Annotated in this window: 37 protein-coding genes; 35 read left to right on the forward strand and 2 right to left on the reverse strand. The window is 32.4% G+C overall.

Translation table 11 applies throughout. The features are described from left to right. Nucleotides 1-18 precede the first annotated feature (18 nt). From rpsJ to LPB136_RS00435, 35 genes are all read left to right on the forward strand, one after another. Nucleotides 19-324, forward strand: a complete 306-nt coding sequence (gene rpsJ, locus LPB136_RS00265; protein ID WP_024740605.1) for a 30S ribosomal protein S10 — start codon at nucleotides 19-21, stop codon at nucleotides 322-324. Nucleotides 325-613: 289 nt separating this feature from the next. Continuing rightward, nucleotides 614-1,231: a 50S ribosomal protein L3 gene (rplC, locus tag LPB136_RS00270; protein WP_072554217.1), complete on the forward strand. Its 618-nt coding sequence runs from the start codon at nucleotides 614-616 to the stop codon at nucleotides 1,229-1,231. Further along, entirely contained in the window at nucleotides 1,231-1,860 is a 630-nt protein-coding gene (gene rplD / locus LPB136_RS00275) for a 50S ribosomal protein L4 (RefSeq protein WP_072554218.1), read from the forward strand. The genes rplC and rplD overlap by 1 nt, the downstream gene beginning before the upstream one ends. A 6-nt stretch (nucleotides 1,861-1,866) precedes the next feature. Then, nucleotides 1,867-2,157 (forward strand): 50S ribosomal protein L23, encoded by a 291-nt coding sequence (gene rplW, locus LPB136_RS00280; protein WP_072554219.1) that lies wholly within the window; start codon nucleotides 1,867-1,869, stop codon nucleotides 2,155-2,157. A gap of 14 nt (nucleotides 2,158-2,171) precedes the next feature. Continuing rightward, nucleotides 2,172-2,996, forward strand: coding sequence for a 50S ribosomal protein L2 (gene rplB / locus LPB136_RS00285; RefSeq protein ID WP_072554220.1), 825 nt, complete (start codon nucleotides 2,172-2,174; stop codon nucleotides 2,994-2,996). Between the two features lie 3 nt (nucleotides 2,997-2,999). Next, nucleotides 3,000-3,278: a 30S ribosomal protein S19 gene (gene rpsS, locus LPB136_RS00290; protein ID WP_072554221.1), complete on the forward strand. Its 279-nt coding sequence runs from the start codon at nucleotides 3,000-3,002 to the stop codon at nucleotides 3,276-3,278. A 10-nt stretch (nucleotides 3,279-3,288) separates the two neighbouring features. Continuing rightward, nucleotides 3,289-3,693 carry a 50S ribosomal protein L22 gene (gene rplV / locus LPB136_RS00295; protein WP_072554222.1) on the forward strand — a complete coding sequence of 135 codons (405 nt, stop codon included), beginning with the start codon at nucleotides 3,289-3,291 and terminating at the stop codon, nucleotides 3,691-3,693. Between the two features lie 11 nt (nucleotides 3,694-3,704). Next, nucleotides 3,705-4,424, forward strand: a complete 720-nt coding sequence (gene rpsC, locus LPB136_RS00300; protein WP_072554223.1) for a 30S ribosomal protein S3 — start codon at nucleotides 3,705-3,707, stop codon at nucleotides 4,422-4,424. A gap of 19 nt (nucleotides 4,425-4,443) precedes the next feature. Beyond that, nucleotides 4,444-4,875, forward strand: a complete 432-nt coding sequence (gene rplP, locus LPB136_RS00305) for a 50S ribosomal protein L16 (RefSeq protein WP_072554224.1) — start codon at nucleotides 4,444-4,446, stop codon at nucleotides 4,873-4,875. Nucleotides 4,876-4,886: 11 nt separating this feature from the next. Next, nucleotides 4,887-5,078 (forward strand): 50S ribosomal protein L29, encoded by a 192-nt coding sequence (gene rpmC, locus LPB136_RS00310; protein ID WP_072554225.1) that lies wholly within the window; start codon nucleotides 4,887-4,889, stop codon nucleotides 5,076-5,078. Between the two features lie 20 nt (nucleotides 5,079-5,098). Continuing rightward, nucleotides 5,099-5,356 carry a 30S ribosomal protein S17 gene (gene rpsQ, locus LPB136_RS00315; RefSeq protein ID WP_072554226.1) on the forward strand — a complete coding sequence of 86 codons (258 nt, stop codon included), beginning with the start codon at nucleotides 5,099-5,101 and terminating at the stop codon, nucleotides 5,354-5,356. Between the two features lies 1 nt (nucleotide 5,357). Then, nucleotides 5,358-5,726 carry a 50S ribosomal protein L14 gene (gene rplN, locus LPB136_RS00320; RefSeq protein WP_072554227.1) on the forward strand — a complete coding sequence of 123 codons (369 nt, stop codon included), beginning with the start codon at nucleotides 5,358-5,360 and terminating at the stop codon, nucleotides 5,724-5,726. An 11-nt stretch (nucleotides 5,727-5,737) separates the two neighbouring features. Further along, nucleotides 5,738-6,040, forward strand: a complete 303-nt coding sequence (rplX, locus tag LPB136_RS00325) for a 50S ribosomal protein L24 (RefSeq protein ID WP_072554228.1) — start codon at nucleotides 5,738-5,740, stop codon at nucleotides 6,038-6,040. A gap of 8 nt (nucleotides 6,041-6,048) precedes the next feature. Further along, nucleotides 6,049-6,600 carry a 50S ribosomal protein L5 gene (rplE, locus tag LPB136_RS00330; RefSeq protein ID WP_072554229.1) on the forward strand — a complete coding sequence of 184 codons (552 nt, stop codon included), beginning with the start codon at nucleotides 6,049-6,051 and terminating at the stop codon, nucleotides 6,598-6,600. A gap of 3 nt (nucleotides 6,601-6,603) precedes the next feature. After that, nucleotides 6,604-6,873, forward strand: a complete 270-nt coding sequence (gene rpsN, locus LPB136_RS00335; RefSeq protein ID WP_072554230.1) for a 30S ribosomal protein S14 — start codon at nucleotides 6,604-6,606, stop codon at nucleotides 6,871-6,873. A gap of 169 nt (nucleotides 6,874-7,042) precedes the next feature. Then, nucleotides 7,043-7,441 carry a 30S ribosomal protein S8 gene (rpsH, locus tag LPB136_RS00340; protein WP_072554231.1) on the forward strand — a complete coding sequence of 133 codons (399 nt, stop codon included), beginning with the start codon at nucleotides 7,043-7,045 and terminating at the stop codon, nucleotides 7,439-7,441. Between the two features lie 12 nt (nucleotides 7,442-7,453). Beyond that, nucleotides 7,454-7,999, forward strand: coding sequence for a 50S ribosomal protein L6 (gene rplF / locus LPB136_RS00345; RefSeq protein WP_072554232.1), 546 nt, complete (start codon nucleotides 7,454-7,456; stop codon nucleotides 7,997-7,999). Nucleotides 8,000-8,010: 11 nt separating this feature from the next. Further along, nucleotides 8,011-8,361, forward strand: a complete 351-nt coding sequence (rplR, locus tag LPB136_RS00350) for a 50S ribosomal protein L18 (protein ID WP_072554233.1) — start codon at nucleotides 8,011-8,013, stop codon at nucleotides 8,359-8,361. Between the two features lie 8 nt (nucleotides 8,362-8,369). After that, nucleotides 8,370-8,894 carry a 30S ribosomal protein S5 gene (rpsE, locus tag LPB136_RS00355; RefSeq protein WP_072554234.1) on the forward strand — a complete coding sequence of 175 codons (525 nt, stop codon included), beginning with the start codon at nucleotides 8,370-8,372 and terminating at the stop codon, nucleotides 8,892-8,894. A gap of 11 nt (nucleotides 8,895-8,905) precedes the next feature. Next, nucleotides 8,906-9,088 carry a 50S ribosomal protein L30 gene (gene rpmD, locus LPB136_RS00360; RefSeq protein WP_072554235.1) on the forward strand — a complete coding sequence of 61 codons (183 nt, stop codon included), beginning with the start codon at nucleotides 8,906-8,908 and terminating at the stop codon, nucleotides 9,086-9,088. A gap of 13 nt (nucleotides 9,089-9,101) precedes the next feature. Beyond that, entirely contained in the window at nucleotides 9,102-9,551 is a 450-nt protein-coding gene (rplO, locus tag LPB136_RS00365; protein ID WP_072554236.1) for a 50S ribosomal protein L15, read from the forward strand. A 15-nt stretch (nucleotides 9,552-9,566) separates the two neighbouring features. Then, nucleotides 9,567-10,886, forward strand: a complete 1,320-nt coding sequence (gene secY / locus LPB136_RS00370; RefSeq protein ID WP_072554237.1) for a preprotein translocase subunit SecY — start codon at nucleotides 9,567-9,569, stop codon at nucleotides 10,884-10,886. Nucleotides 10,887-10,890: 4 nt separating this feature from the next. Beyond that, nucleotides 10,891-11,106, forward strand: coding sequence for a translation initiation factor IF-1 (gene infA, locus LPB136_RS00375; RefSeq protein WP_072554238.1), 216 nt, complete (start codon nucleotides 10,891-10,893; stop codon nucleotides 11,104-11,106). A gap of 30 nt (nucleotides 11,107-11,136) precedes the next feature. After that, complete coding sequence (gene ykgO / locus LPB136_RS00380; RefSeq protein WP_072554239.1) at nucleotides 11,137-11,253, forward strand: type B 50S ribosomal protein L36; 117 nt, start codon at nucleotides 11,137-11,139, stop codon at nucleotides 11,251-11,253. Next, nucleotides 11,253-11,618, forward strand: coding sequence for a 30S ribosomal protein S13 (gene rpsM / locus LPB136_RS00385; RefSeq protein ID WP_072554240.1), 366 nt, complete (start codon nucleotides 11,253-11,255; stop codon nucleotides 11,616-11,618). Before ykgO ends, rpsM begins: the two co-directional genes overlap by 1 nt. 80 nt (nucleotides 11,619-11,698) lie before the next feature. Continuing rightward, a complete protein-coding gene (gene rpsK, locus LPB136_RS00390) occupies nucleotides 11,699-12,082 on the forward strand; it encodes a 30S ribosomal protein S11 (protein WP_072554241.1) in 384 nt (127 codons plus the stop codon). Between the two features lie 81 nt (nucleotides 12,083-12,163). Further along, the gene (rpsD, locus tag LPB136_RS00395; RefSeq protein ID WP_072554242.1) at nucleotides 12,164-12,769 is read left to right on the forward strand and encodes a 30S ribosomal protein S4; all 606 of its coding nucleotides are present in this window, start codon (nucleotides 12,164-12,166) and stop codon (nucleotides 12,767-12,769) included. A 97-nt stretch (nucleotides 12,770-12,866) separates the two neighbouring features. Continuing rightward, nucleotides 12,867-13,859 (forward strand): DNA-directed RNA polymerase subunit alpha, encoded by a 993-nt coding sequence (locus tag LPB136_RS00400; protein ID WP_072554243.1) that lies wholly within the window; start codon nucleotides 12,867-12,869, stop codon nucleotides 13,857-13,859. A 63-nt stretch (nucleotides 13,860-13,922) separates the two neighbouring features. Next, complete coding sequence (gene rplQ / locus LPB136_RS00405; RefSeq protein ID WP_072554244.1) at nucleotides 13,923-14,405, forward strand: 50S ribosomal protein L17; 483 nt, start codon at nucleotides 13,923-13,925, stop codon at nucleotides 14,403-14,405. A 104-nt stretch (nucleotides 14,406-14,509) separates the two neighbouring features. Then, nucleotides 14,510-15,628, forward strand: a complete 1,119-nt coding sequence (carA, locus tag LPB136_RS00410) for a glutamine-hydrolyzing carbamoyl-phosphate synthase small subunit (RefSeq protein ID WP_072554245.1) — start codon at nucleotides 14,510-14,512, stop codon at nucleotides 15,626-15,628. An 80-nt stretch (nucleotides 15,629-15,708) separates the two neighbouring features. Then, nucleotides 15,709-16,998, forward strand: coding sequence for a phosphopyruvate hydratase (gene eno, locus LPB136_RS00415; protein WP_072554246.1), 1,290 nt, complete (start codon nucleotides 15,709-15,711; stop codon nucleotides 16,996-16,998). A 182-nt stretch (nucleotides 16,999-17,180) separates the two neighbouring features. After that, entirely contained in the window at nucleotides 17,181-18,467 is a 1,287-nt protein-coding gene (locus LPB136_RS00420; protein WP_072554247.1) for a citrate synthase, read from the forward strand. Nucleotides 18,468-18,535: 68 nt separating this feature from the next. Beyond that, entirely contained in the window at nucleotides 18,536-19,450 is a 915-nt protein-coding gene (locus LPB136_RS00425) for a dimethylarginine dimethylaminohydrolase family protein (RefSeq protein WP_072554248.1), read from the forward strand. A 21-nt stretch (nucleotides 19,451-19,471) separates the two neighbouring features. Then, nucleotides 19,472-20,407 carry a citrulline utilization hydrolase CtlX gene (gene ctlX / locus LPB136_RS00430; protein ID WP_072554249.1) on the forward strand — a complete coding sequence of 312 codons (936 nt, stop codon included), beginning with the start codon at nucleotides 19,472-19,474 and terminating at the stop codon, nucleotides 20,405-20,407. 55 nt (nucleotides 20,408-20,462) lie between these two features. Next, nucleotides 20,463-21,134, forward strand: a complete 672-nt coding sequence (locus LPB136_RS00435) for a PrsW family intramembrane metalloprotease (protein ID WP_072554250.1) — start codon at nucleotides 20,463-20,465, stop codon at nucleotides 21,132-21,134. Nucleotides 21,135-21,197: 63 nt separating this feature from the next. Here the strand turns inward: LPB136_RS00435 and LPB136_RS00440 are convergent, their stop codons facing one another. Next, entirely contained in the window at nucleotides 21,198-22,517 is a 1,320-nt protein-coding gene (locus tag LPB136_RS00440; RefSeq protein ID WP_072554251.1) for a TolC family protein, read from the reverse strand. Then, on the reverse strand, nucleotides 22,504-25,704 hold the full coding sequence (locus LPB136_RS00445) for an efflux RND transporter permease subunit (RefSeq protein WP_072554252.1): 3,201 nt from the start codon (nucleotides 25,702-25,704) through the stop codon (nucleotides 22,504-22,506). Before LPB136_RS00445 ends, LPB136_RS00440 begins: the two co-directional genes overlap by 14 nt. Nucleotide 25,705: the final 1 nt, after the last annotated feature.

Below are 25,705 nucleotides of genomic sequence, written 5' to 3' on the forward strand. Positions count from 1 at the left end.
TTTACTAAATAGATTAAGATGAGTCAAAAAATTAGAATAAAATTAAAGTCTTACGATTACAATTTAGTAGATAAATCTGCTGAAAAAATCGTAAAGACGGTAAAAAGTACTGGTGCTGTAGTTAACGGACCAATACCATTACCAACAAATAAAAAGATTTTCACTGTATTACGTTCACCACACGTAAACAAAAAATCTAGAGAACAATTTCAATTATCTGCTTACAAGCGTTTGTTAGATATCTATAGTTCTTCTTCGAAGACTATTGATGCGCTAATGAAACTTGAATTACCAAGTGGAGTAGAAGTAGAAATTAAAGTTTAAGTAGTATCTAACTTTCGGTTTAATTTTGTTAAACCGAAAGTTTTTTATATTTTTGCACTCCGAATTAGTTCGGGGTAAAGTTTTTATTGAGTTTATAATCAGTAAAAACAACATGTCCAGAGGGTTTCGCGAAGGAAAAACGGTAAAATAATATTCAGAGCATGAAAATTATTTTTACGCTCTTTTTTTTTGAATAAATCCAAAGGAAAAAATGAAACATTAGTTTCAAACAATTAATTATTAATAGACGCGCTGGATTTATAATATCTAACGTCTAAAATCTAAACAAATGTCTGGATTAATAGGTAGAAAAATTGGGATGACCAGCTTATTTGACGAGAACGGGAAGAATATTCCTTGTACCGTTATAGAAGCAGGTCCTTGTGTTGTTACCCAAGTCAGAACTGAAGAAGTTGATGGATATAATGCATTACAACTTGGTTTCGATGACAAAAAAGCAAAAAGCTCTAACAAAGCGTTAGATGGTCACTTTAAAAAAGCTGGCACAACTGCAAAAAAGAAAGTCGTTGAATTTCAAGGATTTGATCAAGAGTACAAATTAGGAGATTCAATTTCAGTAGATCACTTTACTGAAGGAGAATTCGTAGATGTATCTGGAGTTTCAAAAGGTAAAGGTTTTCAGGGAGTTGTTAAGCGTCACGGTTTTGCCGGTGTCGGTCAAGCTACTCACGGTCAACATAACCGTTTAAGAGCACCAGGTTCTATTGGTGCTGCATCTTACCCTGCAAGAGTATTCAAAGGAATGCGCATGGCAGGTCGTATGGGTGGAGACACAATTAAAGTTCAAAACTTAAAAGTATTAAAAGTAGTTGCTGAAAAGAACTTACTTGTTGTAAAAGGAGCAATTCCTGGTCACAAAAATGCTTTTGTAACTATTCAGAAATAATGAAGGTAGCAGTTTTAGATATTACAGGAAAAGATACTGGAAGGAAAGTTGAACTTTCTAAAGAGGTATTCGGAATAGAGCCAAATGATCATGCTATATACTTAGATGTAAAGCAATATTTAGCTAACCAGCGTCAAGGTACTCACAAAGCAAAAGAGAGAGCTGAGATAGCAGGAAGTACAAGAAAAATTAAAAAACAAAAAGGAACTGGTACTGCAAGAGCAGGTTCTATCAAGTCTGGAGTTTTTAGAGGTGGAGGACGTATGTTCGGGCCAAGACCACGTAATTATTCTTTCAAATTGAATAAAAACTTAAAGCGTTTAGCACGTAAGTCTGCTTTAAGTATTCAAGCAAAAGATAGCAACTTAGTAGTAATTGAAGATTTCAATTTTGAAACTCCAAAGACTAAAGAGTTTGTTAGTGTATTAAAAGGATTAGGCTTAGACGCTAAAAAATCTTTATTTGTTTTAGGTAATGAAAACACAAACGTGTATTTATCATCTCGTAACTTAAAAGGTTCTAAAGTAGTTAACGCTACAGGAATTAACACTTACAATGTATTAAATGCAAACAAAGTTGTTATTTCTGAAGGTTCTTTAGAAGGAATTGAATCTAATTTAAGTAAATAAGAAGGTATGAGTATTTTAATAAAACCTATTATTACAGAAAAAGCTACAAGTGACAGCGAGTTATTTAACCGTTTTACTTTTGTAGTAGATAAGAGAGCTAATAAGTTACAAATTAAAGGAGCTGTTGAAGCTGCTTATGGAGTAACTATCAATTCGGTAAAAACCATGAATTATCCTATCGAAAGAAAGACCAAATTTACCAAAAAAGGTATGGTTACAGGATTAACTGGCGGATACAAGAAAGCAATTGTACAAGTAGCTGAAGGAGAAAGCATTGATTTTTATAACAATCTTTAAGAAAAAAGACACAAATGTCAGTTAGAAAATTAAAACCAGTAACACCAGGTCAGCGTTTTAGAGTAGTAAATGGGTTCGACGCCATAACTACTGATAAGCCGGAGAAGTCATTATTGGCACCGAATAAAAGATCTGGAGGTCGAAACAGTCAAGGACGTATGACAACACGTAATATAGGTGGTGGTCATAAGCAAAAATACCGTATTATCGATTTTAAGAAAGATAAGCAAGGTATTCCTGCAACAGTAAAAACTATTGAGTATGATCCAAATCGTACTGCATTTATTGCATTAGTTTTTTATGCTGATGGAGAAAAACGTTATGTAATTGCACAAAACGGATTAAAAGTAGGTCAAACTATCGTTTCAGGTAGAGAAGCAACTCCAGAAATTGGAAATGCTTTATACTTAAGTGATATACCTTTAGGAACTACAATTTCTTGTATAGAGTTACGTCCAGGTCAAGGAGCTGTTATGGCTCGTTCAGCAGGTTCGTTTGCTCAATTAATGGCAAGAGATGGTAAGTATGCAACTGTTAAGTTACCTTCAGGTGAAACAAGATTAATCTTGTTAACTTGTATGGCAACTATTGGAGTTGTATCTAATTCAGATCATCAATTACTTGTATCTGGTAAAGCAGGTAGAAGCAGATGGTTAGGTAGAAGACCAAGAACTAACCCAGTACGTATGAATCCAGTTGATCACCCAATGGGAGGTGGTGAAGGACGTGCTTCTGGTGGGCATCCAAGATCTCGTAACGGTATACCTGCTAAAGGTTATAAGACAAGATCTAAGACCAAAGCGAGTAATAAGTATATTATAGAACGTAGAAAAAAATAAACCATGGCAAGATCATTAAAAAAAGGACCTTACGTTCACTATAAATTAGATAGAAAAGTGCAAGCTAGTATTGAGGCTGGAAGCAAATCTGTGATTAAAACTTGGTCAAGAGCAAGTATGATTACTCCAGATTTCGTTGGGCAAACAATAGCAGTGCATAATGGACGTCAATTTGTTCCTGTATATGTTACAGAGAATATGGTAGGTCATAAACTAGGAGAATTTTCACCAACACGTTCATTCCGTGGACATGCAGGTGCAAAAAATAAAGGAAAAAAATAAGTAGGAAATTATGGGAAGTCGTAAACATAACATGGCAACACAGTTAAAAGAAGCTAGAAAGACTAGAGCTTTCGCTAAAATAACTAATTGTCCTACATCACCAAGAAAAATGCGTTTGGTAGCAGATCAGGTAAGAGGTGTAGAGGTTGAAAAAGCTTTACAAATCTTAAAGTTTAGTCCAAAAGAAGCATCACGTAATTTAGAGAAATTGTTAATGTCTGCAATTGCAAACTGGCAAGCTAAAAATGAAGATGCAAGCATCGAAGATGCAGGATTATTCGTAAAATCGATTTGTGTAGATAGCGCAGGTATGTTAAAAAGATTAAGACCAGCTCCACAAGGTCGTGCACACAGAATTCGTAAGCGTTCTAATCACGTTACTTTAGAGTTAGGTACTAAAACTAAAAGCAATTAATCAAAGTAGATATGGGACAAAAAACAAATCCAATAGGAAATCGTTTAGGAATTATCAGAGGATGGGAATCTAACTGGTATGGTGGAAATGACTACGGAGATAAATTAGCTGAGGATAATAAAATAAGAAAGTACGTTCGTGCTAGATTATTTAAGGCAAGTGTTTCTCGTGTAATTATTGAGCGTACGCTTAAACTTGTAACCGTTACTATCACTACTGCAAGACCTGGTATTATTATTGGGAAAGGTGGTCAAGAGGTAGACAAGTTAAAAGAAGAGCTTAAGAAAATTACAAGTAAAGAAGTTCAAATTAATATTTTTGAAATTAAACGTCCAGAAGTAGATGCAAATTTAGTTGCAGCTAGTATTGCTCGTCAAATTGAAAATAGAATTTCTTACAAGCGTGCAACTAAAATGGCTATTCAAGCAGCCATGAGAATGAATGCAGAAGGAATTAAAGTCCAACTTTCTGGTCGTTTAAACGGAGCTGAAATGGCGCGTTCTGAACACTATAAAGAAGGAAGAATTCCATTATCTACTTTTAGAGCAGATATTGATTATGCACTTGTAGAAGCTCATACACAATACGGAAGATTAGGTATTAAAGTATGGATTATGAAAGGTGAGGTTTATGGAAAACGTGAATTATCTCCATTAGTAGGTTTATCTAAACAAAAAGGTGGTCCTAAAGGTGGTGGTAACTCTAAACGTCAACCTCGCAGAAGAAAATAATTTTTAAAAGAAATTAAAAATGTTACAGCCAAAAAGAGTAAAATACCGTAAGGTACAAAAGGCGAAAGGGAATATGAATGGTAACTCTGGTAGAGGAACTCAACTTTCTAACGGAATGTTTGGGATTAAATCTTTAGATCAGAACCTTCTTACTTCTCGTCAAATAGAGGCAGCTCGTATTGCGGCAACTCGTCACATGAAAAGAGAAGGTCAGCTTTGGATTAAAATATTTCCAGACAAGCCTATTACCAAAAAACCTTTAGAGGTTCGTATGGGTAAAGGTAAAGGAGCACCAGACCATTTTGTGTCAGTAATTAAACCAGGTAGAGTTTTGTTCGAAATTGGTGGAGTGCCAATTGATGTAGCAAAAGAAGCCTTACGTTTAGCTGCACAAAAACTTCCTGTAAGAACGAAGTTTGTTATCGCAAGAGATTTTGATATTAACGCTTAATTCTAATAGATATGAAACAATCAGAAATTAAAGAATTATCTGCAGCTGACTTACAAGAAAAGCTTGGAGCGTTGAAGAAAAATTATTCGGATCTTAAGATGGCTCACGCCATTACTCCATTAGAAAATCCTTTGGAGTTAAGAAGCTTAAGAAAATCGGTTGCAAGAATTGCAACAGAATTAACCAAAAGAGAATTACAATAATTCTATAGTCAATTTTAAAGATGGAAAAAAGAAATCTTAGAAAAGAGAGAATAGGTGTTGTTTCTAGTAGCAAAATGGAGAAATCTATTGTTGTTGCAGAAGTAAAGAGAGTAAAGCACCCAATGTACGGTAAATTCGTATTAAAGACGAAAAAGTATGTTGCACACGACGAACAGAATGATTGCAACGAAGGAGATACAGTTAGGATTATGGAAACACGTCCTATGAGTAAATCTAAACGTTGGAGATTAGTAGAAATCCTAGAAAGAGCTAAATAATATGTTACAGACAGAATCAAGATTAAAAGTCGCAGATAACACTGGAGCAAAAGAAGTTTTAGTGATAAGAGTTTTAGGAGGAACAAGAAAGCGTTATGCTAGAGTAGGAGATAAAATTGTAGTTACTGTAAAGTCTGCAACTCCTAACGGATCTGTTAAAAAAGGTCAAGTTTCTAGAGCGGTAGTTGTTCGTACTAAAAAGGAAGTAAGACGTAAAGACGGATCATACATCAGATTTGATGATAATGCTTGTGTACTTTTAAATCCAACTGAGGAGATGAGAGGAACACGTGTATTTGGACCTGTTGGACGTGAATTACGTGAGAAACAATTTATGAAGATAGTATCATTAGCACCTGAAGTGCTTTAATATCCAATAAGATGCAAAAGTTCAAAATAAAAACAGGAGATACTGTAAAAGTAATTACAGGTACTAGTAAAAATACTGAAGGAAAAGTATTACAAATTCTTAAAGATAAGAATAGAGTAATAGTTGAAGGTGCTAACATGGTGTCTAAACACACTAAGCCAAGTGCTACAAATCCTCAAGGTGGTATCGTAAAGAAAGAAGCTTCTATTCATATTTCTAATGTTATGTTAGTAGAAGATGGTGTTGCTGTAAGAGTAGGTTATAAAGTTGATGGAGATACTAAGACTAGAGTCTCTAAAAAAACTAAAAAATAATAATAATCATGAGTTACGTACCAAGATTAAAAGCAGAATATAAAGAAAGAGTAATAAGTGCTCTTACTGAAGAATTCAGTTATAAGAATGTAATGCAAGTACCTAAATTACAAAAGATAGTTGTAAGTAAAGGTGTTGGTGCTGCAATAGCTGATAAGAAATTAATAGACTACGCTTTAGAAGAGTTAGCAACTATTACAGGTCAAAAAGCAGTTTCAACTTTATCTAAGAAAGATGTTGCAAACTTCAAATTACGTAAAGGAATGCCAATTGGTGCAAAAGTTACGTTAAGAGGAGAAAAAATGTACGAATTTTTAGATAGATTAGTTACAGCTTCTTTACCACGTGTAAGAGATTTTAACGGAATTAAAGCGAATGGTTTTGATGGTAGAGGTAATTACACATTAGGTGTTACTGAACAAATCATCTACCCAGAAATTAACATAGACCAAGTTAAGAAGATTAACGGTATGGATATTACTTTTGTAACATCTGCAGCAACTGATAAGGAGGCTAAATCGTTATTAACTGAATTAGGTTTACCATTTAAAAAGAACTAGAAGATGGCTAAAGAATCAATGAAAGCACGTGAGCGTAAAAGAGCAGCAACAGTTGCAAAATATGCTGAAAAACGTAAAGCTTTAAAAGAAGCTGGAGACTATGAAGGTTTACAGAAGTTACCAAAGAATGCTTCACCAGTGAGAATGCACAATCGTTGTAAATTAACTGGACGTCCAAAAGGGTATATGCGTCAGTTTGGAATATCACGTGTTACATTTCGTGAAATGGCTAACCAAGGATTAATTCCTGGTGTTAGAAAAGCAAGTTGGTAATCAACAAAAAATAAATCTCAAAATAAAAAATAGAATGTGTATATTTGCACGCTCTATTTTTTTGAGTATAACAAATTTTAACAGATTTAAGGTTTAATTATCACAGAAGACACACTTTCTGTAAGTAGTATAGAGGTAATTAAAAACCAAAATCGCAAATCAATTTAATATGTATACAGATCCAATCGCGGATTTTCTAACTCGAGTAAGAAATGCAATTAGTGCAGGACACCGAGTAGTAGAAATTCCTGCTTCAAATTTGAAGAAGGAAATGACTAAGATTTTGTTTGATCAAGGGTACGTTTTAAGTTATCAGTTCAATGACGATAAAGTTCAAGGAACAATTAAGATAGCTTTAAAGTATGACCGTGACACAAAAGAGTCAGTAATCAGAAAGATTCAAAGAATCTCAACTCCAGGTTTACGTAAGTACGTAGGCTCAAAAGAAATGCCAAGAGTCTTAAATGGTTTAGGTATTGCTATTGTTTCAACTTCTAAGGGTGTTATGACTAACAAGAAAGCCCGTTTAGAGAATGTTGGAGGAGAAGTTTTATGTTACGTTTATTAATCACTTTGTACAATGAGTAGAATAGGAAAAAATCCAATCGCATTACCACAAGGTGTTGAAGTTAAAGTAAACGATAACGTGGTTACAGTAAAAGGTAAATTAGGAGAATTAACACAAGTTATCTCTGAAGGAATTACCGTAAAGATAGAAGATGCACAAATCGTTCTAGATAGAGCATCAGAAAGTAAAACTCATAAAGCCCAACACGGTTTAATGAGAGCTTTGATAAATAACATGGTTGAAGGAACTACAAAAGGTTTTTCTAAGGAATTAGAATTAGTTGGTGTAGGTTATAGAGCTTCAAACCAAGGTCAAAAACTAGATTTAGCATTAGGTTACTCTCACAATATTGTTTTAGAAATAGCTCCAGAAGTTAAAGTTGAAACAGTATCTGAAAAAGGTAAGAACCCATTAGTTAAATTAACTTCTTATGATAAGCAATTAGTTGGTCAAGTTGCCGCTAAGATCCGTGGCTTCCGTAGCCCAGAGCCTTACAAAGGAAAAGGAGTTAAGTTTGTAGGAGAAGTATTAAGAAGAAAAGCAGGTAAATCTGCATAATTTATAGAGTTATGGCATTATCAAAGCTTGAAAGAAGACAACGTATTAAGTATAGAATTAGAAAAATTGTTACTGGTACAGCTATAAAACCAAGATTAACGGTTTTTAGAAGTAACAAAGAAATCTATGCTCAAATAATAAATGATGTTGACGGTGTTACATTAGTAGCTGCATCATCAAGAGATAAAGAAATTACAGCAAGTTCTAAAGCAGAAACAGCAGTAGCAGTTGGTAAAGCAATTGCAGAGAAAGCATCTAAAGCAGGTGTTGAAACTGTTGCTTTTGATAGAAACGGATATTTATATCACGGTAGAGTTAAAGTTTTAGCAGATGCTGCTAGAGAAGCTGGTTTAAAATTTTAAGAAGTTATATTATGCAAGGATATAAAAACGTAGAAAGAGTAAAACCAAGCGGATTAGAGCTTGTAGATAAATTAGTAGGCGTACAACGTGTAACTAAGGTAACTAAAGGTGGTAGAGCTTTTGGTTTTTCAGCAATTGTTGTTGTTGGAGATGGTAACGGAGTTGTAGGTCATGGTTTAGGAAAATCTAAAGATGTTGCTTCAGCAATTGCAAAAGCAATTGAAGACGCAAAGAAAAATTTAGTTAGAATTCCTATTTTAGATGGTACTTTACCACACGAACAAAAAGGGAAATTTGGTGGAGCAAGAGTATTTGTTAAGCCTGCTTCTCATGGTACTGGAGTTATTGCCGGTGGTGCTGTACGTGCGGTGTTAGATGCTGTAGGTATACATGATGTATTATCAAAATCTCAAGGATCATCTAATCCTCACAATGTTGTAAAAGCAACTTTTAATGCTTTATTACAATTACGTAGTGCAGCAACTATTGCTAAGCAAAGAGGAGTTTCTTTAGAGAAAGTTTTTAACGGATAAAATTTAAGACGATGAGTAAAATTAAAGTTACACAAGTAAAAAGTAAAATTGGTCGCCTTAAAAATCAAAAGAGAACATTAGAGGCATTAGGTTTACGAAGAATGAACCAAACAGTAGAACATGAGGCAACTCCTTCTATTATTGGTATGGTAAATACAGTTAAACACTTAATTTCTGTAGAGGAAGTTAAATAAGACAAGAAAAATCATGAGTTTACACAACTTAAAACCAGCAGAAGGATCTGTTAAGAAAGTTAAGAGAATTGCACGTGGTGAAGGTTCTGGTAAAGGTGGTACCGCTACTAGAGGTCACAACGGACAAAAATCTCGTTCTGGATATTCTCGTAAGATTGGTTTCGAAGGTGGGCAAATGCCGTTACAAAGACGTGTGCCTAAATTCGGTTTCACAAACATCAATCGTAAAGAATATGTAGGAATCAACTTAGATAAATTACAATCTTTAGTTGACGCTAAAAAAATCGAGGACACAATTAATTTAGAAGTATTAATAGAAAACCGTTTAGTTCGTAAGAACGACTTAGTTAAAATATTAGGTGGTGGAGAATTAAAAGCTAAATTAAATATTACTGTTCATAAATATACTGCTACCGCTAAAGCTGCTATTGAAGCTGCTGGAGGTGAAGCAGTAAGTTTATAATACTAAATGTAAATGATGAATTTTATAAATACTTTAAGAGACATATTTAAGATTGAAGAATTGAAAAACAAAATTCTTCTTACAATCGGTTTAATTGCTGTTTATCGTTTTATGGCAGCTGTACCATTACCTGGTATAGATCCATTACAACTTTCAGCTTTAAAAGAGGGTACATCTTCTGGTCTTTTAGGAATTTTAAATGCATTTACAGGAGGGGCTTTTGCAAGAGCATCTGTAATGGCTTTGGGTATTATGCCATATATTTCGGCATCTATTGTGGTACAGTTAATGGGAATAGCAATTCCTTATTTACAAAAACTACAAAAAGATGGTGAAAGTGGTCGTAAGAAAATTACACAAATAACACGTTGGTTAACAATTTTAATAACATTGTTTCAAGCACCAACATACATCACAGCAATTAAAACGCAATTTGGTTTACCAGAATCTGCATTTTTAGTTGGAGGTGCTACTTTTTGGGTTTCATCAATAATCTTATTAAGTGCAGGTACTATATTTGCTATGTGGTTAGGTGAGCGTATTACTGATAAAGGAGTTGGTAACGGTATTTCGTTATTAATTACTGTTGGTATTATTGCTAACTTTCCAGCAGCATTTTTACAAGAGTTTGTTTCTAAGACAACAAACGCTGGTGCAGGTGGAGTAATGATGATTTTAATTGAAATCATTATTTGGTTTGTAGTAATTCTCTTAACCGTGTTATTGGTTACAGCAGTTCGTAAGATTGCGGTACAATACGCCCGAAGAACAGTTGCAGGAAGTATTTCTAATGTAGCAGGATCAAGAGATTATATCCCATTAAAGTTAAACGCAGCAGGTGTAATGCCAATCATTTTTGCACAAGCAATTATGTTTTTGCCAATTGCATTAGCGCAACGTTTTCCAGCTTTAGCTAGTTTACAAGACATTAACGGATTGTGGTATAACGTAATCTTCGCATTATTAATTATAATCTTTAGTTATTTCTATACTGCCATTACGGTTCGTACAGATGAAATGGCTCAAGGTTTAAAAAGAAGCGGAGGTTTTATTCCAGGTATTAGACCAGGAAAGGATACAGCAGATAGATTAGATTCAGTATTATCAAGAATTACCTTACCAGGTTCAATTTTCTTGGCTGCCTTATCTATTTTACCAGCAGTAGCATATCAATTTGGAGTACAACAAAATTGGGCGCTATTTTATGGAGGAACATCGTTAATTATTATGGTGGGAGTAGCAATTGATACTCTACAACAAATTAACGCTTACTTGTTAAATAGCCATTACGATGGTTTAATGAAGACAGGTAATACTAATAGAAAATCATTATAAAAGGATGGCTAAGCAACCAGCAATTCAACAAGACGGAAGCATAACAGAAGCATTGTCTAATGCTATGTTTCGTGTAGAGTTAGAAAACGGACATATTGTAACAGCACACATTTCTGGTAAAATGCGTATGCATTATATAAAGCTTTTACCTGGAGACAAGGTAAAGTTAGAAATGAGTCCTTATGATTTAACAAAGGCAAGAATAACCTATAGATATTAATTTTTTAATATCTATATAAAGTTTAAAACGATGAAAGTAAGAGCATCTATTAAGAAAAGAAGCGCCGACTGCAAAATAGTTCGCAGAAAAGGTAGATTATACGTAATTAATAAACAAAATCCTAGATTTAAACAAAGACAAGGGTAATGGCAAGAATAGCAGGTATTGATATTCCTAAGAATAAAAGAGGTGTTATTTCATTAACGTACATCTTTGGAATAGGAAAAAGTAGAGCACAAGAAATTTTAGCTAACGCAAAAATTGACGAAAGTGTAAAGGTTCAAGATTGGTCAGATGATCAAATCGCGGCAATCCGTGAACAAGTAGGTACATTCACTATTGAAGGTGAATTACGTTCTGAAGTTCAGATAAGCATTAAGCGTTTAATGGATATCGGATGTCAAAGAGGAATTCGTCACAGGATGAGTCTTCCTTTAAGAGGTCAGAGAACTAAAAACAACTCTCGTACAAGAAAAGGTAAGCGTAAAACTGTAGCTAACAAGAAAAAATAAAGTTAGATAAAGTAATAAAGATCTAATAGAAGTTATTAAACTTTCAAGTTAGAAAACTAAATTACTAAAACTTAAAAATTATGGCAAAATCAAGTTCAAAAAAACGTAAGGTTATAATAGAATCTGTTGGAGAAGCACATGTAACTGCATCTTTTAACAATATTATTATTTCTTTAACAAACAAAAAAGGAGATGTAATCTCTTGGTCATCTGCAGGTAAAATGGGCTTTAGAGGTTCTAAAAAGAATACTCCTTATGCAGCTCAATTAGCAGCAGAAGACTGTGCGGCACCAGCTAAAGAAGCGGGTTTACGTAAAGTAAAAGTGTATGTTAAAGGACCTGGTAACGGTAGAGAATCTGCAATCAGATCTATTCATAATGCAGGTATAGAAGTAACAGAAATTATCGATGTTACTCCAATGCCACATAATGGATGTCGTCCACCAAAGAGAAGAAGAGTTTAATAATTAATATTTTAATAGATAGGAATTAGATTATCGAAGGATTAAGCCTTAATTCATAATCCCTATCAAAAACAAAAAGAAATGGCAAGATATACAGGACCAAAAACTAAAATTGCTCGTAAGTTTGGCGAAGCAATCTTCGGAGATGATAAAAACTTCGAAAAAAGAAATTACCCACCAGGACAGCATGGAAACGCTAGAAGAAGAGGTAAGAAATCTGAATATGCAACTCAATTAATGGAGAAGCAAAAAGCTAAATATGCTTATGGTATATTAGAGCGTCAATTCAGTAATTTATTTAAGAAAGCACAAGCTGCTGGAGGTATTACTGGTGAAGTTTTATTACAACTTTGTGAAGCTCGTTTAGATAATGTAGTATACCGTTTAGGTGTATCAAAATCTAGAAGTGGAGCTCGTCAATTAGTTTCTCACCGTCACATTACTGTAAACGGAGAGATTGTAAATATCCCTTCTTATTCTGTACAAGCAGGAGATGTAATTGCTGTAAGAGAAAAGTCTAAATCATTAGTAGCAATTGAAGATGCTTTAGCGTCTAACAGTGCAGTTTATGAATGGTTAACTTGGAACAACGATCAAAAATCTGGAACATTTGTAAAAGCTCCAGAAAGATTACAAATCCCAGAAACATTCAAAGAACAATTAATCGTAGAATTATATTCTAAGTAATAATTTAATAATATTGAAATTCAGCCAAAGGGTTTATTCGTAATTCTTCACACTTATAAACCGCGCAACTGAATGACAATTAAAAAGAAGAAAAATAATGGCAATTTTAAATTTTCAAAAGCCCGATAAAGTAATTATGATCGAATCTACAGATTTTTCTGGTAGATTTGAATTCAGACCTCTAGAACCAGGTTTTGGTTTAACAGTAGGTAATGCTTTACGTAGAGTTTTATTATCATCTTTAGAAGGTTTTGCAATTACATCATTAAGAGTTGATGGTGTTGAGCACGAATTTTCAACAATTAAAGGTGTTGTAGAAGACGTAACTGAAATTATCTTAAACTTAAAACAAGTTCGTTTTAAGAAACAAATAGAAGAGTCTGACAGAGAAACTGTATCAATTTCAGTATCAGGTCAAGATCAGCTTACAGCTGGTGATTTACAAAAATTTACTTCAGGATTTCAAGTTTTAAATCCAGATTTAGTTATTTGTAATATGGACAAGTCGGTTAAGTTTAACGCCGAAATCACTATCGAAAAAGGTAGAGGATTTGTTCCAGCAGAAGAAAATAAAAAAGCAAATGCTCCTTTAGGAACTATTTTTACTGATTCTATTTACACTCCTATAAAGAATGTAAAATATGCAGTAGAAAATTTTAGAGTAGAACAAAAAACAGATTACGAAAAATTAGTTTTCGATATTGATACTGACGGTTCTATTAACCCTAAAGATGCATTAACAGAAGCAGCTAAAATTTTAATCCACCACTTTATGTTATTCTCTGATGAGCGTATCACTTTAGAGGCAGATGAAATTGCACAAACTGAAACATATGATGAAGAATCATTACACATGCGTCAGTTGCTTAAAACTCGTTTAATCGATATGGATTTATCTGTACGTGCATTAAACTGTTTAAAAGCTGCAGAAGTAGATACTTTAGGAGACTTAGTATCATTTAACAAAAGTGATTTAATGAAGTTTAGAAACTTTGGTAAAAAATCATTAACTGAATTAGAAGAGTTAGTGATTAATAAAAGCCTAAGTTTTGGAATGGATTTAAGCAAATACAAATTAGATAAAGATTAACCTTTCATAACTTTGCTCCTCAATAATGAGTAGAAGCAAGATGAAAGCAAACACACAAAGGTCATGAGACACGGAAAGAAATTTAATCATTTAGGAAGGCAAACAGCGCATAGAAAAGCAATGTTAGCAAATATGGCATGTTCTTTAATAGAACACAAGCGTATTAACACAACAGTAGCAAAAGCTAAAGCTATACGTCAGTATATTGAGCCTTTAATTACTAAGTCTAAATCAGATACAACACACAATCGTAGAACAGTATTTAGTTACTTACGCGATAAACATGCTGTAACAGAATTATTCAAAGAAATATCTGTAAAAGTTGCTGATCGTCCAGGAGGATATATTCGTATTATCAAATTAGGAAACCGTCAAGGAGATAACGCTCCAATGGCAATGGTAGAATTAGTTGATTACAACGAATTATATAACCCTAAAGGAAACAAAGCTAAGAAAACTACTCGTCGTAGCCGTCGTGGAGGAAGCAAAGCTGAAGCAGCAGTGGAATCAGTTGATACAAAGACTGAAGAGAAAACTGAAGAATAAAAATGAAATTTTTATAATTCACATATACAAAAGGATAAACTATTTAGTTTATCCTTTTTTTTATATTATTTTTGCAACAAACACACAACAACACAACACATCCAATGAAATATCAATCACGTAAAAAAGCCCTAGTTTTATTAGCAGACGGAACCATTTTTTATGGAAAATCTGTAGGAATAGAAGGAACATCTACTGGTGAAATCTGTTTTAATACAGGTATGACTGGTTATCAAGAAATATTTACTGATCCATCTTATTTTGGACAGTTAATGGTAACAACCAATGCACATATAGGTAACTATGGAATTAATAATAACGAAGTTGAATCTGATGGAATTAAAATTTCAGGTTTAATTTGCCGTAACTTTAGTTTTACACATTCTCGTGTAGATTCTGATGGAAATTTATTTGATTGGTTTAAAGAACACAATTTAGTAGCAATTTCTGATGTAGATACTCGTGCATTAGTTTCTTATATAAGAGATAATGGAGCAATGAATGCTATTATTTCTACTGATGTTGATAACATTGATGAATTAAAAAAACAGTTAGCTGGAACTCCAAATATGGAAGGTTTAGAACTTGCCTCTAAAGTATCTACGAAGGAACCTTATTTTGTTGGTGATGAAAATTCCGAAATTAAAATAGCTGCTTTAGATATTGGAATTAAAAAGAATATTTTAAGAAACTTAGTAAAAAGAGGAGCATATATTAAAGTGTATCCTTATAATTCAAGTTTCGAAGAATTAAGTTCATTTAATCCAGATGGGTATTTTATTTCAAATGGCCCTGGAGATCCAGAACCTTTAACCGATGCAATTAATACCGCAAAAGAAATTATAAAGAGCGATTCTCCTTTATTTGGAATTTGTTTAGGACATCAAGTTATTGCGTTAGCAAACGGAATTTCAACCTACAAAATGCATAATGGACATAGAGGAATCAATCATCCTGTAAAAAACCTATTAACGGGTAAAGGAGAAATAACTTCTCAAAATCATGGTTTTGCTATTAATAGAGAAGAAACTGAGGCACATTCCGATGTAGAAATTACGCATGTACATTTAAATGATAATACAGTTGCAGGTATTAAAATGAAATCTAAAAATGTGTTTTCTGTACAATATCACCCAGAAGCAAGTCCTGGACCTCACGATTCGGAATATTTATTTGATCAATTTATAGAGAATATAAAAAAGACAAAACAGGTACAAGCGTAAACGTTTTCGTAGAAATTACATTTAAAAAATAGAATAAAACATAGCTTTTATTAAATTGCAAGTAAAAAATAACAACTATTATGAGTATTATAATTAACATTCACGCACGTCAAATCTTTGATTCAAGAGGTAACCCAACTATAGAAGTAGATGTAACTACAGATAATGGAGTTTTAGGTAGAGCTGCAGTTCCTTCTGGAGCTTCTACAGGAGAACACGAAGCTGTAGAATTACGTGATGGAGGAAAAGATTATATGGGTAAAGGAGTTTTAAATGCTGTTAAAAATGTAAATACATTAATAGCTGAAAACTTATTAGGAGTTTCTGTTTTTGAACAAAACGCAATTGATCAAGCAATGATTGATTTAGATGGTACTCCAAACAAAGCTAAATTAGGAGCAAATGCAATTTTAGGTGTTTCTTTAGCAGTTGCAAAAGCAGCAGCAAATGAATTAGGAATGCCATTATACAGATATGTTGGAGGGGTTTCAGCAAATACGTTGCCAGTTCCAATGATGAATATTATTAATGGAGGTTCTCATTCAGATGCTCCAATTGCATTCCAAGAGTTTATGGTTATGCCAGTAAAAGCGAAGAATTTTACGCATACTATGCAAATGGGATCTGAGATTTTCCATAATTTAAAGAAAGTATTACATGACCGTAATTTATCAACAGCAGTTGGTGATGAAGGAGGTTTTGCACCCAATTTAGAAGGTGGAACAGAAGATGCTTTAGATACTATTAAAAAAGCTGTTGATAATGCAGGTTATAAGTTAGGAGACGATGTTATGATTGCTTTAGATTGTGCTGCAGCAGAATTTTTTGTAGACGGAAAATACGATTATACTAAGTTTGAAGGAAGTACAGGGAAAATAAGAACAAGTAAAGAACAAGCAGATTATTTAGCTGAGCTTTCTGAAAATTACCCTATTATTTCTATTGAAGACGGTATGGATGAAAACGATTGGGAAGGTTGGAAGTATTTAACCGAAAAGATTGGAGATAAAGTACAATTAGTTGGAGACGATTTATTTGTCACTAATGTAGAGCGTTTATCTAAAGGGATAAGCACAAATACAGCTAATTCAATTTTAATAAAAGTTAATCAAATAGGAACTTTAACAGAAACAATTGCAGCTGTAAACATGGCACATAATGCAGGTTATACTTCAGTTATGAGTCATAGATCTGGAGAAACTGAAGATAATACAATTGCCGATTTAGCAGTTGCTTTAAATTGTGGACAAATAAAAACTGGTTCTGCATCTCGTTCAGATAGAATGGCAAAGTACAATCAATTACTTCGTATAGAAGAACAATTAGCAGATGTAGCTTATTTTCCACAGGAAAAAGCTTTTAAATTATAAATTAAATTAAGTAAATTTATAAACCTCACATTCTAACCCTAGAATAGTGAGGTTTTTTTATGAATTGAATAAATAAGAATAAACAATTTAGAGATACTAAAAATCTATGCAAGGATATTTTTAAAATGCTTTAATTTTGGTATCTTCGTGCTTCACTTCAATATTAAAAATAAGTTTAAAAAATGTCAGATATAGCAAAATTACAAATAGGTGATAATCAATATGAGTTTCCTTTAATTACAGGAACAGAAAATGAAGTAGCAATTGATATAAAAACGCTTAGAGGCGCAACTGGTGGTGTTACCACTATAGATCCAGGTTATAAAAACACAGGTTCTTGCCAAAGTGCTATTACTTTTTTAAATGGTGAAGAAGGTATTTTACGTTATAGAGGTTATTCTATAGAAGAATTAGCAGAAAAAGCTGACTTTTTAGAAGTTGCTTATGCTTTAATTTTTGGAGAATTACCAACTAAAGAACAATTAGAGAAATTTCATTCAGATATAAAAGATAAGTCTATTGTAGATGATGATATTAAAAAAATCATTGATGCTTTTCCTAAAAATGCGCATCCAATGGGAGTTTTATCTTCATTAACTTCTGCTTTAACAGCTTTTAATCCTAGCTCTGTCAATGTAGATTCAGAAGAGGATATGTATAATTCTGTAGTTAAAATATTAGGAAAATTTCCTGTATTAGTAGCTTGGACTATGCGTAAAAAACAAGGTTTACCATTAAACTATGGATCAAAATCTTTAGGATACGTAGAAAATGTTTTAAAAATGATGTTTGAACAACCTAATGAAGAGTATGTTCAAAATGAAGTTTTAGTAAATGCTTTAGATAAATTATTAATCTTACATGCAGATCACGAGCAAAACTGTTCTACTTCTACAGTAAGAATTGTAGGTTCTTCTCACGCAGGTTTATTTGCTTCTCTTTCTGCTGGAATATCTGCACTTTGGGGACCACTTCATGGTGGAGCTAACCAAGCAGTTTTAGAAATGCTAGAAGCAATTAAAGAAGATGGCGGTGATACTAAGAAGTACATGGCAAAAGCAAAAGATAAAAATGATCCTTTCCGTTTAATGGGCTTTGGACATAGAGTATATAAAAACTTTGATCCTCGTGCAAAGATCATTAAAGTTGCAGCTGATGAAGTTTTAAAAGAATTAGGAGTTAATGATCCTATTCTTGATATAGCAAAAGGTTTAGAACAAGAAGCATTAAATGATGATTATTTTGTAAAACGTAAATTATATCCAAATGTAGATTTTTATTCAGGTATAATTTATAGAGCTATGGGAATTCCTGTAGAAATGTTTACAGTAATGTTTGCATTAGGTCGTTTACCAGGTTGGATTGCTCAATGGAGAGAAATGCGTTTAGGTAAAGAGCCAATTGGACGTCCACGTCAAGTTTATACAGGAGAAAACTTTAGACCATTTAAAGATATCTCTAATAGATAAGATATATTTAACAAATTTTTTAAAAAAAGCTTCATGTTTAACATGAAGCTTTTTTTTTATATTTGCCCATGCTAAAATTAAACGTAAAAAACGAAATTTCTAGATTAAGAGCTGTAGTTCTTGGAACTGCTAAAAGTAATGGTCCAACACCTAGTTTGGAAGAAGCTTATGATCCTAAATCGTTAGAACATATAAAAGCAGGAACATATCCTTTAGAAGAAGATATGGTAAAAGAAATGGAAGCTGTTGCTGCTGTTTTTAAGAAATACAACGTAAAAGTTTATAGACCTGAATTAATAGAAAATTGTAACCAAATTTTTGCAAGAGACATAGCGTTTGTTATTGACGATGTTTTTGTTAAAGCAAATATTTTACCAGATAGAGAAGTAGAGTTAGAGGCATTACAATATGTTATAGATCAAATTAATCCGGTCAAAGTTATTCGGCCTCCAGAAGAAGTACATATTGAAGGAGGAGATGTTATGCTTTGGAATGATTACATTTTTATAGGAACTTATAGAGGTGAAGATTATCCAGATTATATTGTAGCAAGAACAAACACGCAAGGGGTTGAATTTATTGAGAAAACCTTTCCACATAAAAAAGTAAAATCATTTAATCTTAGAAAATCTCAAACAAATCCAAGAGATAATGCCTTGCATTTAGATTGTTGCTTTCAACCAGTAGGGAAAAATAAAGCAATTTTACATAAAGAAGGTTTCTTAGAAGAAGAAGAATATGAATGGTTATTAAACTACTTCGGAAAAGAAAATTGTTTTATCATTTCTAAAGAAGAAATGTATAATATGAATAGTAATATTTTTTCTATTTCTGAAGATGTAGTTATCTCGGAAAAGAACTTTACAAGATTAAACACTTGGTTACGTAAAAACGGAATTACTGTAGAAGAAGTACCATATTCAGAAATTTCTAAACAAGAAGGTTTGTTACGTTGTAGTACAATGCCTTTAATTAGAGATTAATTTTTTATCAAACAATAGAAAATGCAACAAACTACCAATACTATTTTAATGGTTCGTCCAGCAAGTTTTAGGATGAATGAACAAACAGCAGTAAATAACTATTATCAACAATCTTTAAAAGACATGTTGCCAGCTGCTATTAATGCTAAAGCACAACAAGAATTTGATGTTTTTGTAGTCAAATTACAACAAAACGGAATAAAAGTTATTGTTGTTGAAGACGCCAAAGAGCCAGATACTCCAGACGCACTTTTTCCTAATAACTGGATTTCTTTTCACGAAAACGGAGATGTAGCAATCTACCCAATGTTTGCAGAAAATAGAAGATTAGAAAGAAGAGAAGACGTTTTAGAAACTTTAGAAAAAGAAGGTTTTAAAATAGAAAATGTAATAGATTATACAGAAGCCGAAGAAGAACAAATTTTTCTTGAAGGTACTGGAAGTATGATTTTAGACAGACAAAATAGAAAAGCATATTGCGCCATTTCTCCACGAGCTGAAGAGGAGTTATTTATAGAATTTTGTGAAGATTTTGAATATACTCCAATAATTTTTACAGCAAATCAAACCGTGCAAGATAGCAGAGAAGCAATTTACCACACCAATGTTATGATGTGTATTGCAGAAACTTTTGCGGTAATTTGTTTAAGTTCTATTGACGATAAAAAAGAACGTAAAAACGTTGTGAAAAACTTAAAGTCAGACGGTAAAGAAGTTATTGATATTACCGAAAAACAGGTACAGCAATTTGCCGGAAATATGTTACAGGTTATTGGAAAAGACAATAAAAAGTTTTTAATAATGAGTACTTCTGCATACAATTCGCTAACAGCGATGCAATTACAAAAAATAGAAAAACACGCTACTATAATTCATTCCGATTTAACAACTATAGAAACCTGTGGAGGCGGAAGCGCACGCTGTATGATGGCAGAAGTTTTTCTCCCGAAGAAATAACTGTCATTCCTGTGAAAACAGGAATCTCAATATTTAAAATCCGTATATTCACAAAATGAACTTACTACTTTTAGCAGTTGCGCCAGTAATGGTCATTATTTTATACATCTATTTTAAAGATAAGTTTGAAAAAGAACCTATAAAGTTTTTATTTAAAAACTTTATGTTAGGAGCAACAGTAAGCGTTCTAATTACAGCAATTTTAAGCGGAATATTAATCAACTTAATACCTTTAACAGATTCTAAAAGCATTATTCAGCAATTTATACAAGCATTTGTAGTAGTTGCCTTAGTAGAAGAGTTTGCTAAGTTTGTAATTGTAAAATATTACGCTCAAAACAATAAAGAGTTTAACGAACCTTTTGATGGTATTGTATATGCAGTAATGGTTTCCATGGGGTTTGCAGCTTTAGAAAATGTACTATATACTTTTCAGCACGGAGCATCAACCGGAGTTTTAAGAGCATTTACAGCAGTTCCAGCACATGCAACATTTGCAATTTTAATGGGGTATTTTATGGGGAAAGCTAAATTTTCTTCAAACAAAACAACACTTAACTTATTTGGATTGTTAGCAGCAACATTATTTCATGGTGCTTATGATTTCTTCCTATTTATAGATTTTGTTCCTGGTATTGCAACAGGTGCATTTATATCTCTTGCTATTGGGGTTTTCTTATCAAACAAAGCAATTAAAAAGCATACAAGAGAAGAACATATTCTCTAATTTATAGAATCCAAAAATAAAGCAGCTATTTAGCTGCTTTATTTAATATAAGTTGTAGTTTATTTAAAACGCTACATTTAATATCTGTCCACTTAATTGAAGCAATTGTAATTCAATTAATTTTGCATCAAATTTAGCATTGTTTAAAGCAGTTTTAGAATTAATTAAATTTATTTGAGCTTGTCTAAATTCTATAGAAGTTACTTGTCCTAATTTATAACGCTCTTGTGTTCTTTCAAAATTGTTTTGAGTAGTTAACACGTTTTTCTCTTGAGCTTGTAGAATAAATAATTGATTTTGGTAATTCTCCCAAGTGTTTTTTAATGTATTACCTATTGTTATTTTTTGTTGTTCTAAAAGTATTTCTTGGTTTTCTAAGGCAATTTTGGCATTTGCAACACGTGTTTTAGTACTTCCTCCATCAAATAAATTCCAAGATAAACTTAAACCAGCATTTAATCCGTTGGAAGTAGAGGCTGCTAAAAAAGAAGTTGAAGGGTTTTCGCTTTTATTCCAACCATACGAAGTATTTAAACCTAAAGTAGGTAAGTAGTTAGTCTTATTTATTTTAATATTGAATTCACTAATTGCAATGTTCTTTTCATTTTGTTTTAAAGTAGCATTATTAGCAATTGTTTTTTGATGTAGATCATCAAAATTCAACATTTTATTAAAAGCTACTTCAGTTTCTACATCATAATTAACCTCTTTCTCTACACCTAAAATTACATTTAACCCACGTTTTGCATTGCTTAATTGTTGTTTAGCATTTATCAATGTAATGCTATCATTATTAATATCAACTTCAGCATTTAACAACTCTAATTTTGTAGATTGTCCGTATTCATATTGATAGGTTGCACGTTTTAAACGTTGTTTAGAAATAGCTAAAGCTTCACTTAAATTATTGCTATTTTCAGCCAATCTTGCTATTTGAAAATACGTTGTAAACAACTGTAAATAGGTGTTTTCAATAGTTTTTTTGGCTTGTAATTCCGTTAAATTATAGGTTTCTTTTAATTGCTGATAGTTATACTTTCTACCCAAACCATCAAAAATTGTATAATTTAAATTTAAAGAAGCATTATAACTTTTTGTAATTGCTCCGTTAATTGTTGTAGAAGTTCCGTCTTGTCTATTAATAGTCTGACTTTCATTTCTATAATTTGCACCTGAAGAAATAGAAGCTGTTGGTAAAAAACCAGTATTGTAAATACTTGTATTGTTTTTAGCAACTTCTAAATTATTGTTTGCAATTTTAACACCAAAGTTGTTTTCTAAGGTTATTGCTAGTGCTTCTTTTTTTGTTAAAATTTCTTGAGAAATTCCTTTTAAAGTCGTTAAAAAAGCGACTATTAGTATTGTGTTTTTAATGACCTTCATTTTCATCAAATTTAGATTCTATAATTGCTCTTTCTACTTCTTCTTTAGTAATGTTATCTCCTGTTTTTAACCACTTTATTCCCACTTTTATAGAGTTGGAAACCGATAGTAATAATGGTAGCATTACTAAGGTTAAAACTGTTGCTATCATAATTCCGTATGAAATAGAAATAGCCATCGGAATTAAAAATTGTGCTTGTCTACTTTTTTCTAACATTAATGGTGCTAAACCAGCAACAGTTGTTAAAGTTGTTAAGAAAATGGCTCTAAAACGAGATTGCCCCGCGTTAATAATTGCATCATCAAATTTTAATCCTTCTTTTAAGGCATTGTTAAATTTACCTATTAACACCAAACCGTCATTTACCATAATACCAATAAGTGCAATTATTCCTAAAAAGGATAAAATTCCTATTGAAAAATTATGAATATAATGTCCCCAAACTACTCCAATCATACTAAAAGGAATCATTATAATTAATAATATTGGTTGGCTGTAAGAACGGAATGTAAATGCAATTACAATGTATATTAACATTAAAATAATTGGCCAAATAACTGCAACAGAGTCTGTGGTTTTCTTTGCTTCTCTATTCTGACCTTCATACAATGGTGTTACACTATGGTATTTAGATAAAATATCTGGCATTACATTTTGCCTAATGTTATCTAAAACTTCGGTTTCACTAGATTCTAAATCTTTTAAATCTGCCGTTATTTGAATTTCTCTTTTCCCGTCTAAGTGATTAATTGCAATATCTCCTCTTTCTATGGTATAGTTTGCAATTTCAGAAAACGGTATTCTTGTTCCGGTTGGAGTAACAATACGCATATCATCTAAATTTTTAATAGACGATCTGTCTTTTTTATCGTAACGAACCCAAACTTTAATTTCGTCTTGTCCACGTTGAAAACGCTGTGCCTGAAAACCAAAGAAACCAGCACGTACTTGTGCCATTACAGATTGTAAATTTAAGCCTAATAAATATGCATTGTCTTTTAAAACGATGCTTACTTCTTTAATTCCTGCCGGATCATTATCAGAAATATCTTTTAAAAGTGGATTGTTTTCTAACGCTTGTTTTAAGTCTTGTTTTGCAGATTTTAGTTCATTAATATTATTCCCTAATAAAGAAATTGCAACTGGACTACCACCAAAATTTCCCCCAGAACCAAAAACTAAACTTTCTACGCCGTTTACTTTACCAACTTTGTCTGTGATAGCATTTGTTATTTCTGGCGATGAAAAATCTCTTGCTTCACCAGGTAATAAATTTACTGTTAACGTTGCATTTGCACTTCCTGGTCCTACACGTTTTATTACGTTTTCTACCACATCTAAATCTCCAGATTGTTTTTCTGAATATTCTTTATTTATCAACCAAACTTTTTCTTCTATAGATGATATAATAGAATCTGTAATTTGTTCGTTGGTACCTTGCGGCATTACTAAAGTAATTTTAACGCTATCACTTGCAACTTTTGGAAAAAAGGATTGTTTTACAATACCTGCATTCATTGCCATTATGCTAAAAATTACCAAAGCAATAGGAATTGAGAATGAAAATATTTTGTTGTTTAATGAAAACTTTAAAAAAGGCACATAATAAGTATCTCTTATTTTTACTAAAAACTTATCTGCCCATTTATTTACATTTTTAAAAAAAGCATCAATAGCATTTTTCTTTTTTACTTGTCCATTTTCTAAACGATCCCTATCTAATGCTTTAGAATGTGCAATATGCGCTGGCAAAATAATTAAAGCTTCAATTAAAGAAACCGATAATGTAATTAGTACAATTGTAGCAACTTCTCCAAAGAAATTACCGATTCTTCCATCAACAAAAAAGAATGTTGAAAAAGCAATAATTGTAGTTAAAATTGCCGAAACAATTGGTGGAATAACTTCCATTGTACCATCTATTGCTGCCTGAATTTTAGATTTTCCTAAATCGTAATAATGATGATAAATATTTTCTCCAATTACAATTCCATCATCTACCAAAATACCAATTACTATAATCATCCCAAATAGCGATAAAATATTGATAGTAACATCAAATTGAGCTGCAAAAATAAACATCCCAAAAAAGGCAATTGGCAATCCAAAAGCTACCCAAATCGCTAAACGTAAGTTTAAAAATAGTGCTAAAAAGAAGAGTACTAATAAAATACCAACCACACCGTTTTCTATCAATAATTGCGTTCTTCCGTTTAAAGTTACACTTCTATCGCTAGTAATACTTAATTGTACGTTTTGGTTTTCTTGATTGTATTTGTGTATGTATTCTTTAATTTTTTCTGCAGATGAAAGTAAATCTTCGTTATTTGTGTTACTTACTGTAACATCAATTGCTAAATTTCCGTTGTAATATAATCTGTCTGGTGTTTCTGACCAAGAGTCTCTAACTTCTGCGATGTCTTTTAGTCGGATAATATTTCCGTTCGATTCTGTTCTAACAATTAAGTTTCTCAATTCAGAACCATAATAAAATCGGTTACTTGCTCTAATTAAATAATCTTCTTCGGCAGTTTTTATGTTACCACCAGTAACCAAAAGGTTAGAATTAGTTACTGCACTAGAAACTTCTGCAAAGGTTAAATTATAAGCTCTTAAATCGTTTTCTCTTACTGCAATTTCTATTTCTTCGTCTGGAAAACCAGAAATAGCAACTTGAGATATTCCTTCTAAACCACGAATATCGTTTTCTACATTTCTAGCATATTGTTTAATCGATTTTAAAGACAGGTTTTGTCCGCTTACAGTAAAACTAATAGTTGGCCTTATGTTTTCTACCTTAGCAATTACTGCAGGTTCCATTCCGGAAGGAAATGAGGGAACTCTGTCTACCGCATTTTTTACATCCGATAAAACAACATCTATATCTTTCCCTTTTTCTACTTCTATACTTACTGTTGCAGAATTTTCTCTAGAAACTGATGTAACACGTTCTACACCAACAATTCCTTTTAAATTGTCTTCAATTTTTAAGACTACGCCTTCTTCTATTTCTGCAGGTGAAGCTCCTGGATACGTTAGGGAAATATTTATTAATTCGGAATCTGTTAAAGGGAAAAAAGAAGACTTCATACTTAATGCTCCCACAGAACCAAATACTAAAAATGCAATAATAAAAATATTTACTGCTACCGGGTATTTAATAAAATATGTAATTAATTTCTTCATC

It is taken from the genome of Tenacibaculum todarodis, assembly GCF_001889045.1.
GTDB classification, from domain to species: Bacteria; Bacteroidota; Bacteroidia; order Flavobacteriales; family Flavobacteriaceae; genus Polaribacter; species Polaribacter todarodis.

Coding starts and splice junctions, on each gene's coding strand:
- rpsJ (WP_024740605.1), top strand. CDS start 19: ATGAGTCAAAAAATTAGAATAAAATTAAAGTCTTACGATTACAATTTA.
- rplC (WP_072554217.1), top strand. CDS start 614: ATGTCTGGATTAATAGGTAGAAAAATTGGGATGACCAGCTTATTTGAC.
- rplD (WP_072554218.1), top strand. CDS start 1,231: ATGAAGGTAGCAGTTTTAGATATTACAGGAAAAGATACTGGAAGGAAA.
- rplW (WP_072554219.1), top strand. CDS start 1,867: ATGAGTATTTTAATAAAACCTATTATTACAGAAAAAGCTACAAGTGAC.
- rplB (WP_072554220.1), top strand. CDS start 2,172: ATGTCAGTTAGAAAATTAAAACCAGTAACACCAGGTCAGCGTTTTAGA.
- rpsS (WP_072554221.1), top strand. CDS start 3,000: ATGGCAAGATCATTAAAAAAAGGACCTTACGTTCACTATAAATTAGAT.
- rplV (WP_072554222.1), top strand. CDS start 3,289: ATGGGAAGTCGTAAACATAACATGGCAACACAGTTAAAAGAAGCTAGA.
- rpsC (WP_072554223.1), top strand. CDS start 3,705: ATGGGACAAAAAACAAATCCAATAGGAAATCGTTTAGGAATTATCAGA.
- rplP (WP_072554224.1), top strand. CDS start 4,444: ATGTTACAGCCAAAAAGAGTAAAATACCGTAAGGTACAAAAGGCGAAA.
- rpmC (WP_072554225.1), top strand. CDS start 4,887: ATGAAACAATCAGAAATTAAAGAATTATCTGCAGCTGACTTACAAGAA.
- rpsQ (WP_072554226.1), top strand. CDS start 5,099: ATGGAAAAAAGAAATCTTAGAAAAGAGAGAATAGGTGTTGTTTCTAGT.
- rplN (WP_072554227.1), top strand. CDS start 5,358: ATGTTACAGACAGAATCAAGATTAAAAGTCGCAGATAACACTGGAGCA.
- rplX (WP_072554228.1), top strand. CDS start 5,738: ATGCAAAAGTTCAAAATAAAAACAGGAGATACTGTAAAAGTAATTACA.
- rplE (WP_072554229.1), top strand. CDS start 6,049: ATGAGTTACGTACCAAGATTAAAAGCAGAATATAAAGAAAGAGTAATA.
- rpsN (WP_072554230.1), top strand. CDS start 6,604: ATGGCTAAAGAATCAATGAAAGCACGTGAGCGTAAAAGAGCAGCAACA.
- rpsH (WP_072554231.1), top strand. CDS start 7,043: ATGTATACAGATCCAATCGCGGATTTTCTAACTCGAGTAAGAAATGCA.
- rplF (WP_072554232.1), top strand. CDS start 7,454: ATGAGTAGAATAGGAAAAAATCCAATCGCATTACCACAAGGTGTTGAA.
- rplR (WP_072554233.1), top strand. CDS start 8,011: ATGGCATTATCAAAGCTTGAAAGAAGACAACGTATTAAGTATAGAATT.
- rpmD (WP_072554235.1), top strand. CDS start 8,906: ATGAGTAAAATTAAAGTTACACAAGTAAAAAGTAAAATTGGTCGCCTT.
- rplO (WP_072554236.1), top strand. CDS start 9,102: ATGAGTTTACACAACTTAAAACCAGCAGAAGGATCTGTTAAGAAAGTT.
- secY (WP_072554237.1), top strand. CDS start 9,567: ATGAATTTTATAAATACTTTAAGAGACATATTTAAGATTGAAGAATTG.
- infA (WP_072554238.1), top strand. CDS start 10,891: ATGGCTAAGCAACCAGCAATTCAACAAGACGGAAGCATAACAGAAGCA.
- ykgO (WP_072554239.1), top strand. CDS start 11,137: ATGAAAGTAAGAGCATCTATTAAGAAAAGAAGCGCCGACTGCAAAATA.
- rpsM (WP_072554240.1), top strand. CDS start 11,253: ATGGCAAGAATAGCAGGTATTGATATTCCTAAGAATAAAAGAGGTGTT.
- rpsK (WP_072554241.1), top strand. CDS start 11,699: ATGGCAAAATCAAGTTCAAAAAAACGTAAGGTTATAATAGAATCTGTT.
- rpsD (WP_072554242.1), top strand. CDS start 12,164: ATGGCAAGATATACAGGACCAAAAACTAAAATTGCTCGTAAGTTTGGC.
- LPB136_RS00400 (WP_072554243.1), top strand. CDS start 12,867: ATGGCAATTTTAAATTTTCAAAAGCCCGATAAAGTAATTATGATCGAA.
- rplQ (WP_072554244.1), top strand. CDS start 13,923: ATGAGACACGGAAAGAAATTTAATCATTTAGGAAGGCAAACAGCGCAT.
- carA (WP_072554245.1), top strand. CDS start 14,510: ATGAAATATCAATCACGTAAAAAAGCCCTAGTTTTATTAGCAGACGGA.
- eno (WP_072554246.1), top strand. CDS start 15,709: ATGAGTATTATAATTAACATTCACGCACGTCAAATCTTTGATTCAAGA.
- LPB136_RS00420 (WP_072554247.1), top strand. CDS start 17,181: ATGTCAGATATAGCAAAATTACAAATAGGTGATAATCAATATGAGTTT.
- LPB136_RS00425 (WP_072554248.1), top strand. CDS start 18,536: ATGCTAAAATTAAACGTAAAAAACGAAATTTCTAGATTAAGAGCTGTA.
- ctlX (WP_072554249.1), top strand. CDS start 19,472: ATGCAACAAACTACCAATACTATTTTAATGGTTCGTCCAGCAAGTTTT.
- LPB136_RS00435 (WP_072554250.1), top strand. CDS start 20,463: ATGAACTTACTACTTTTAGCAGTTGCGCCAGTAATGGTCATTATTTTA.
- LPB136_RS00440 (WP_072554251.1), bottom strand. CDS start 22,517: ATGAAGGTCATTAAAAACACAATACTAATAGTCGCTTTTTTAACGACT.
- LPB136_RS00445 (WP_072554252.1), bottom strand. CDS start 25,704: ATGAAGAAATTAATTACATATTTTATTAAATACCCGGTAGCAGTAAAT.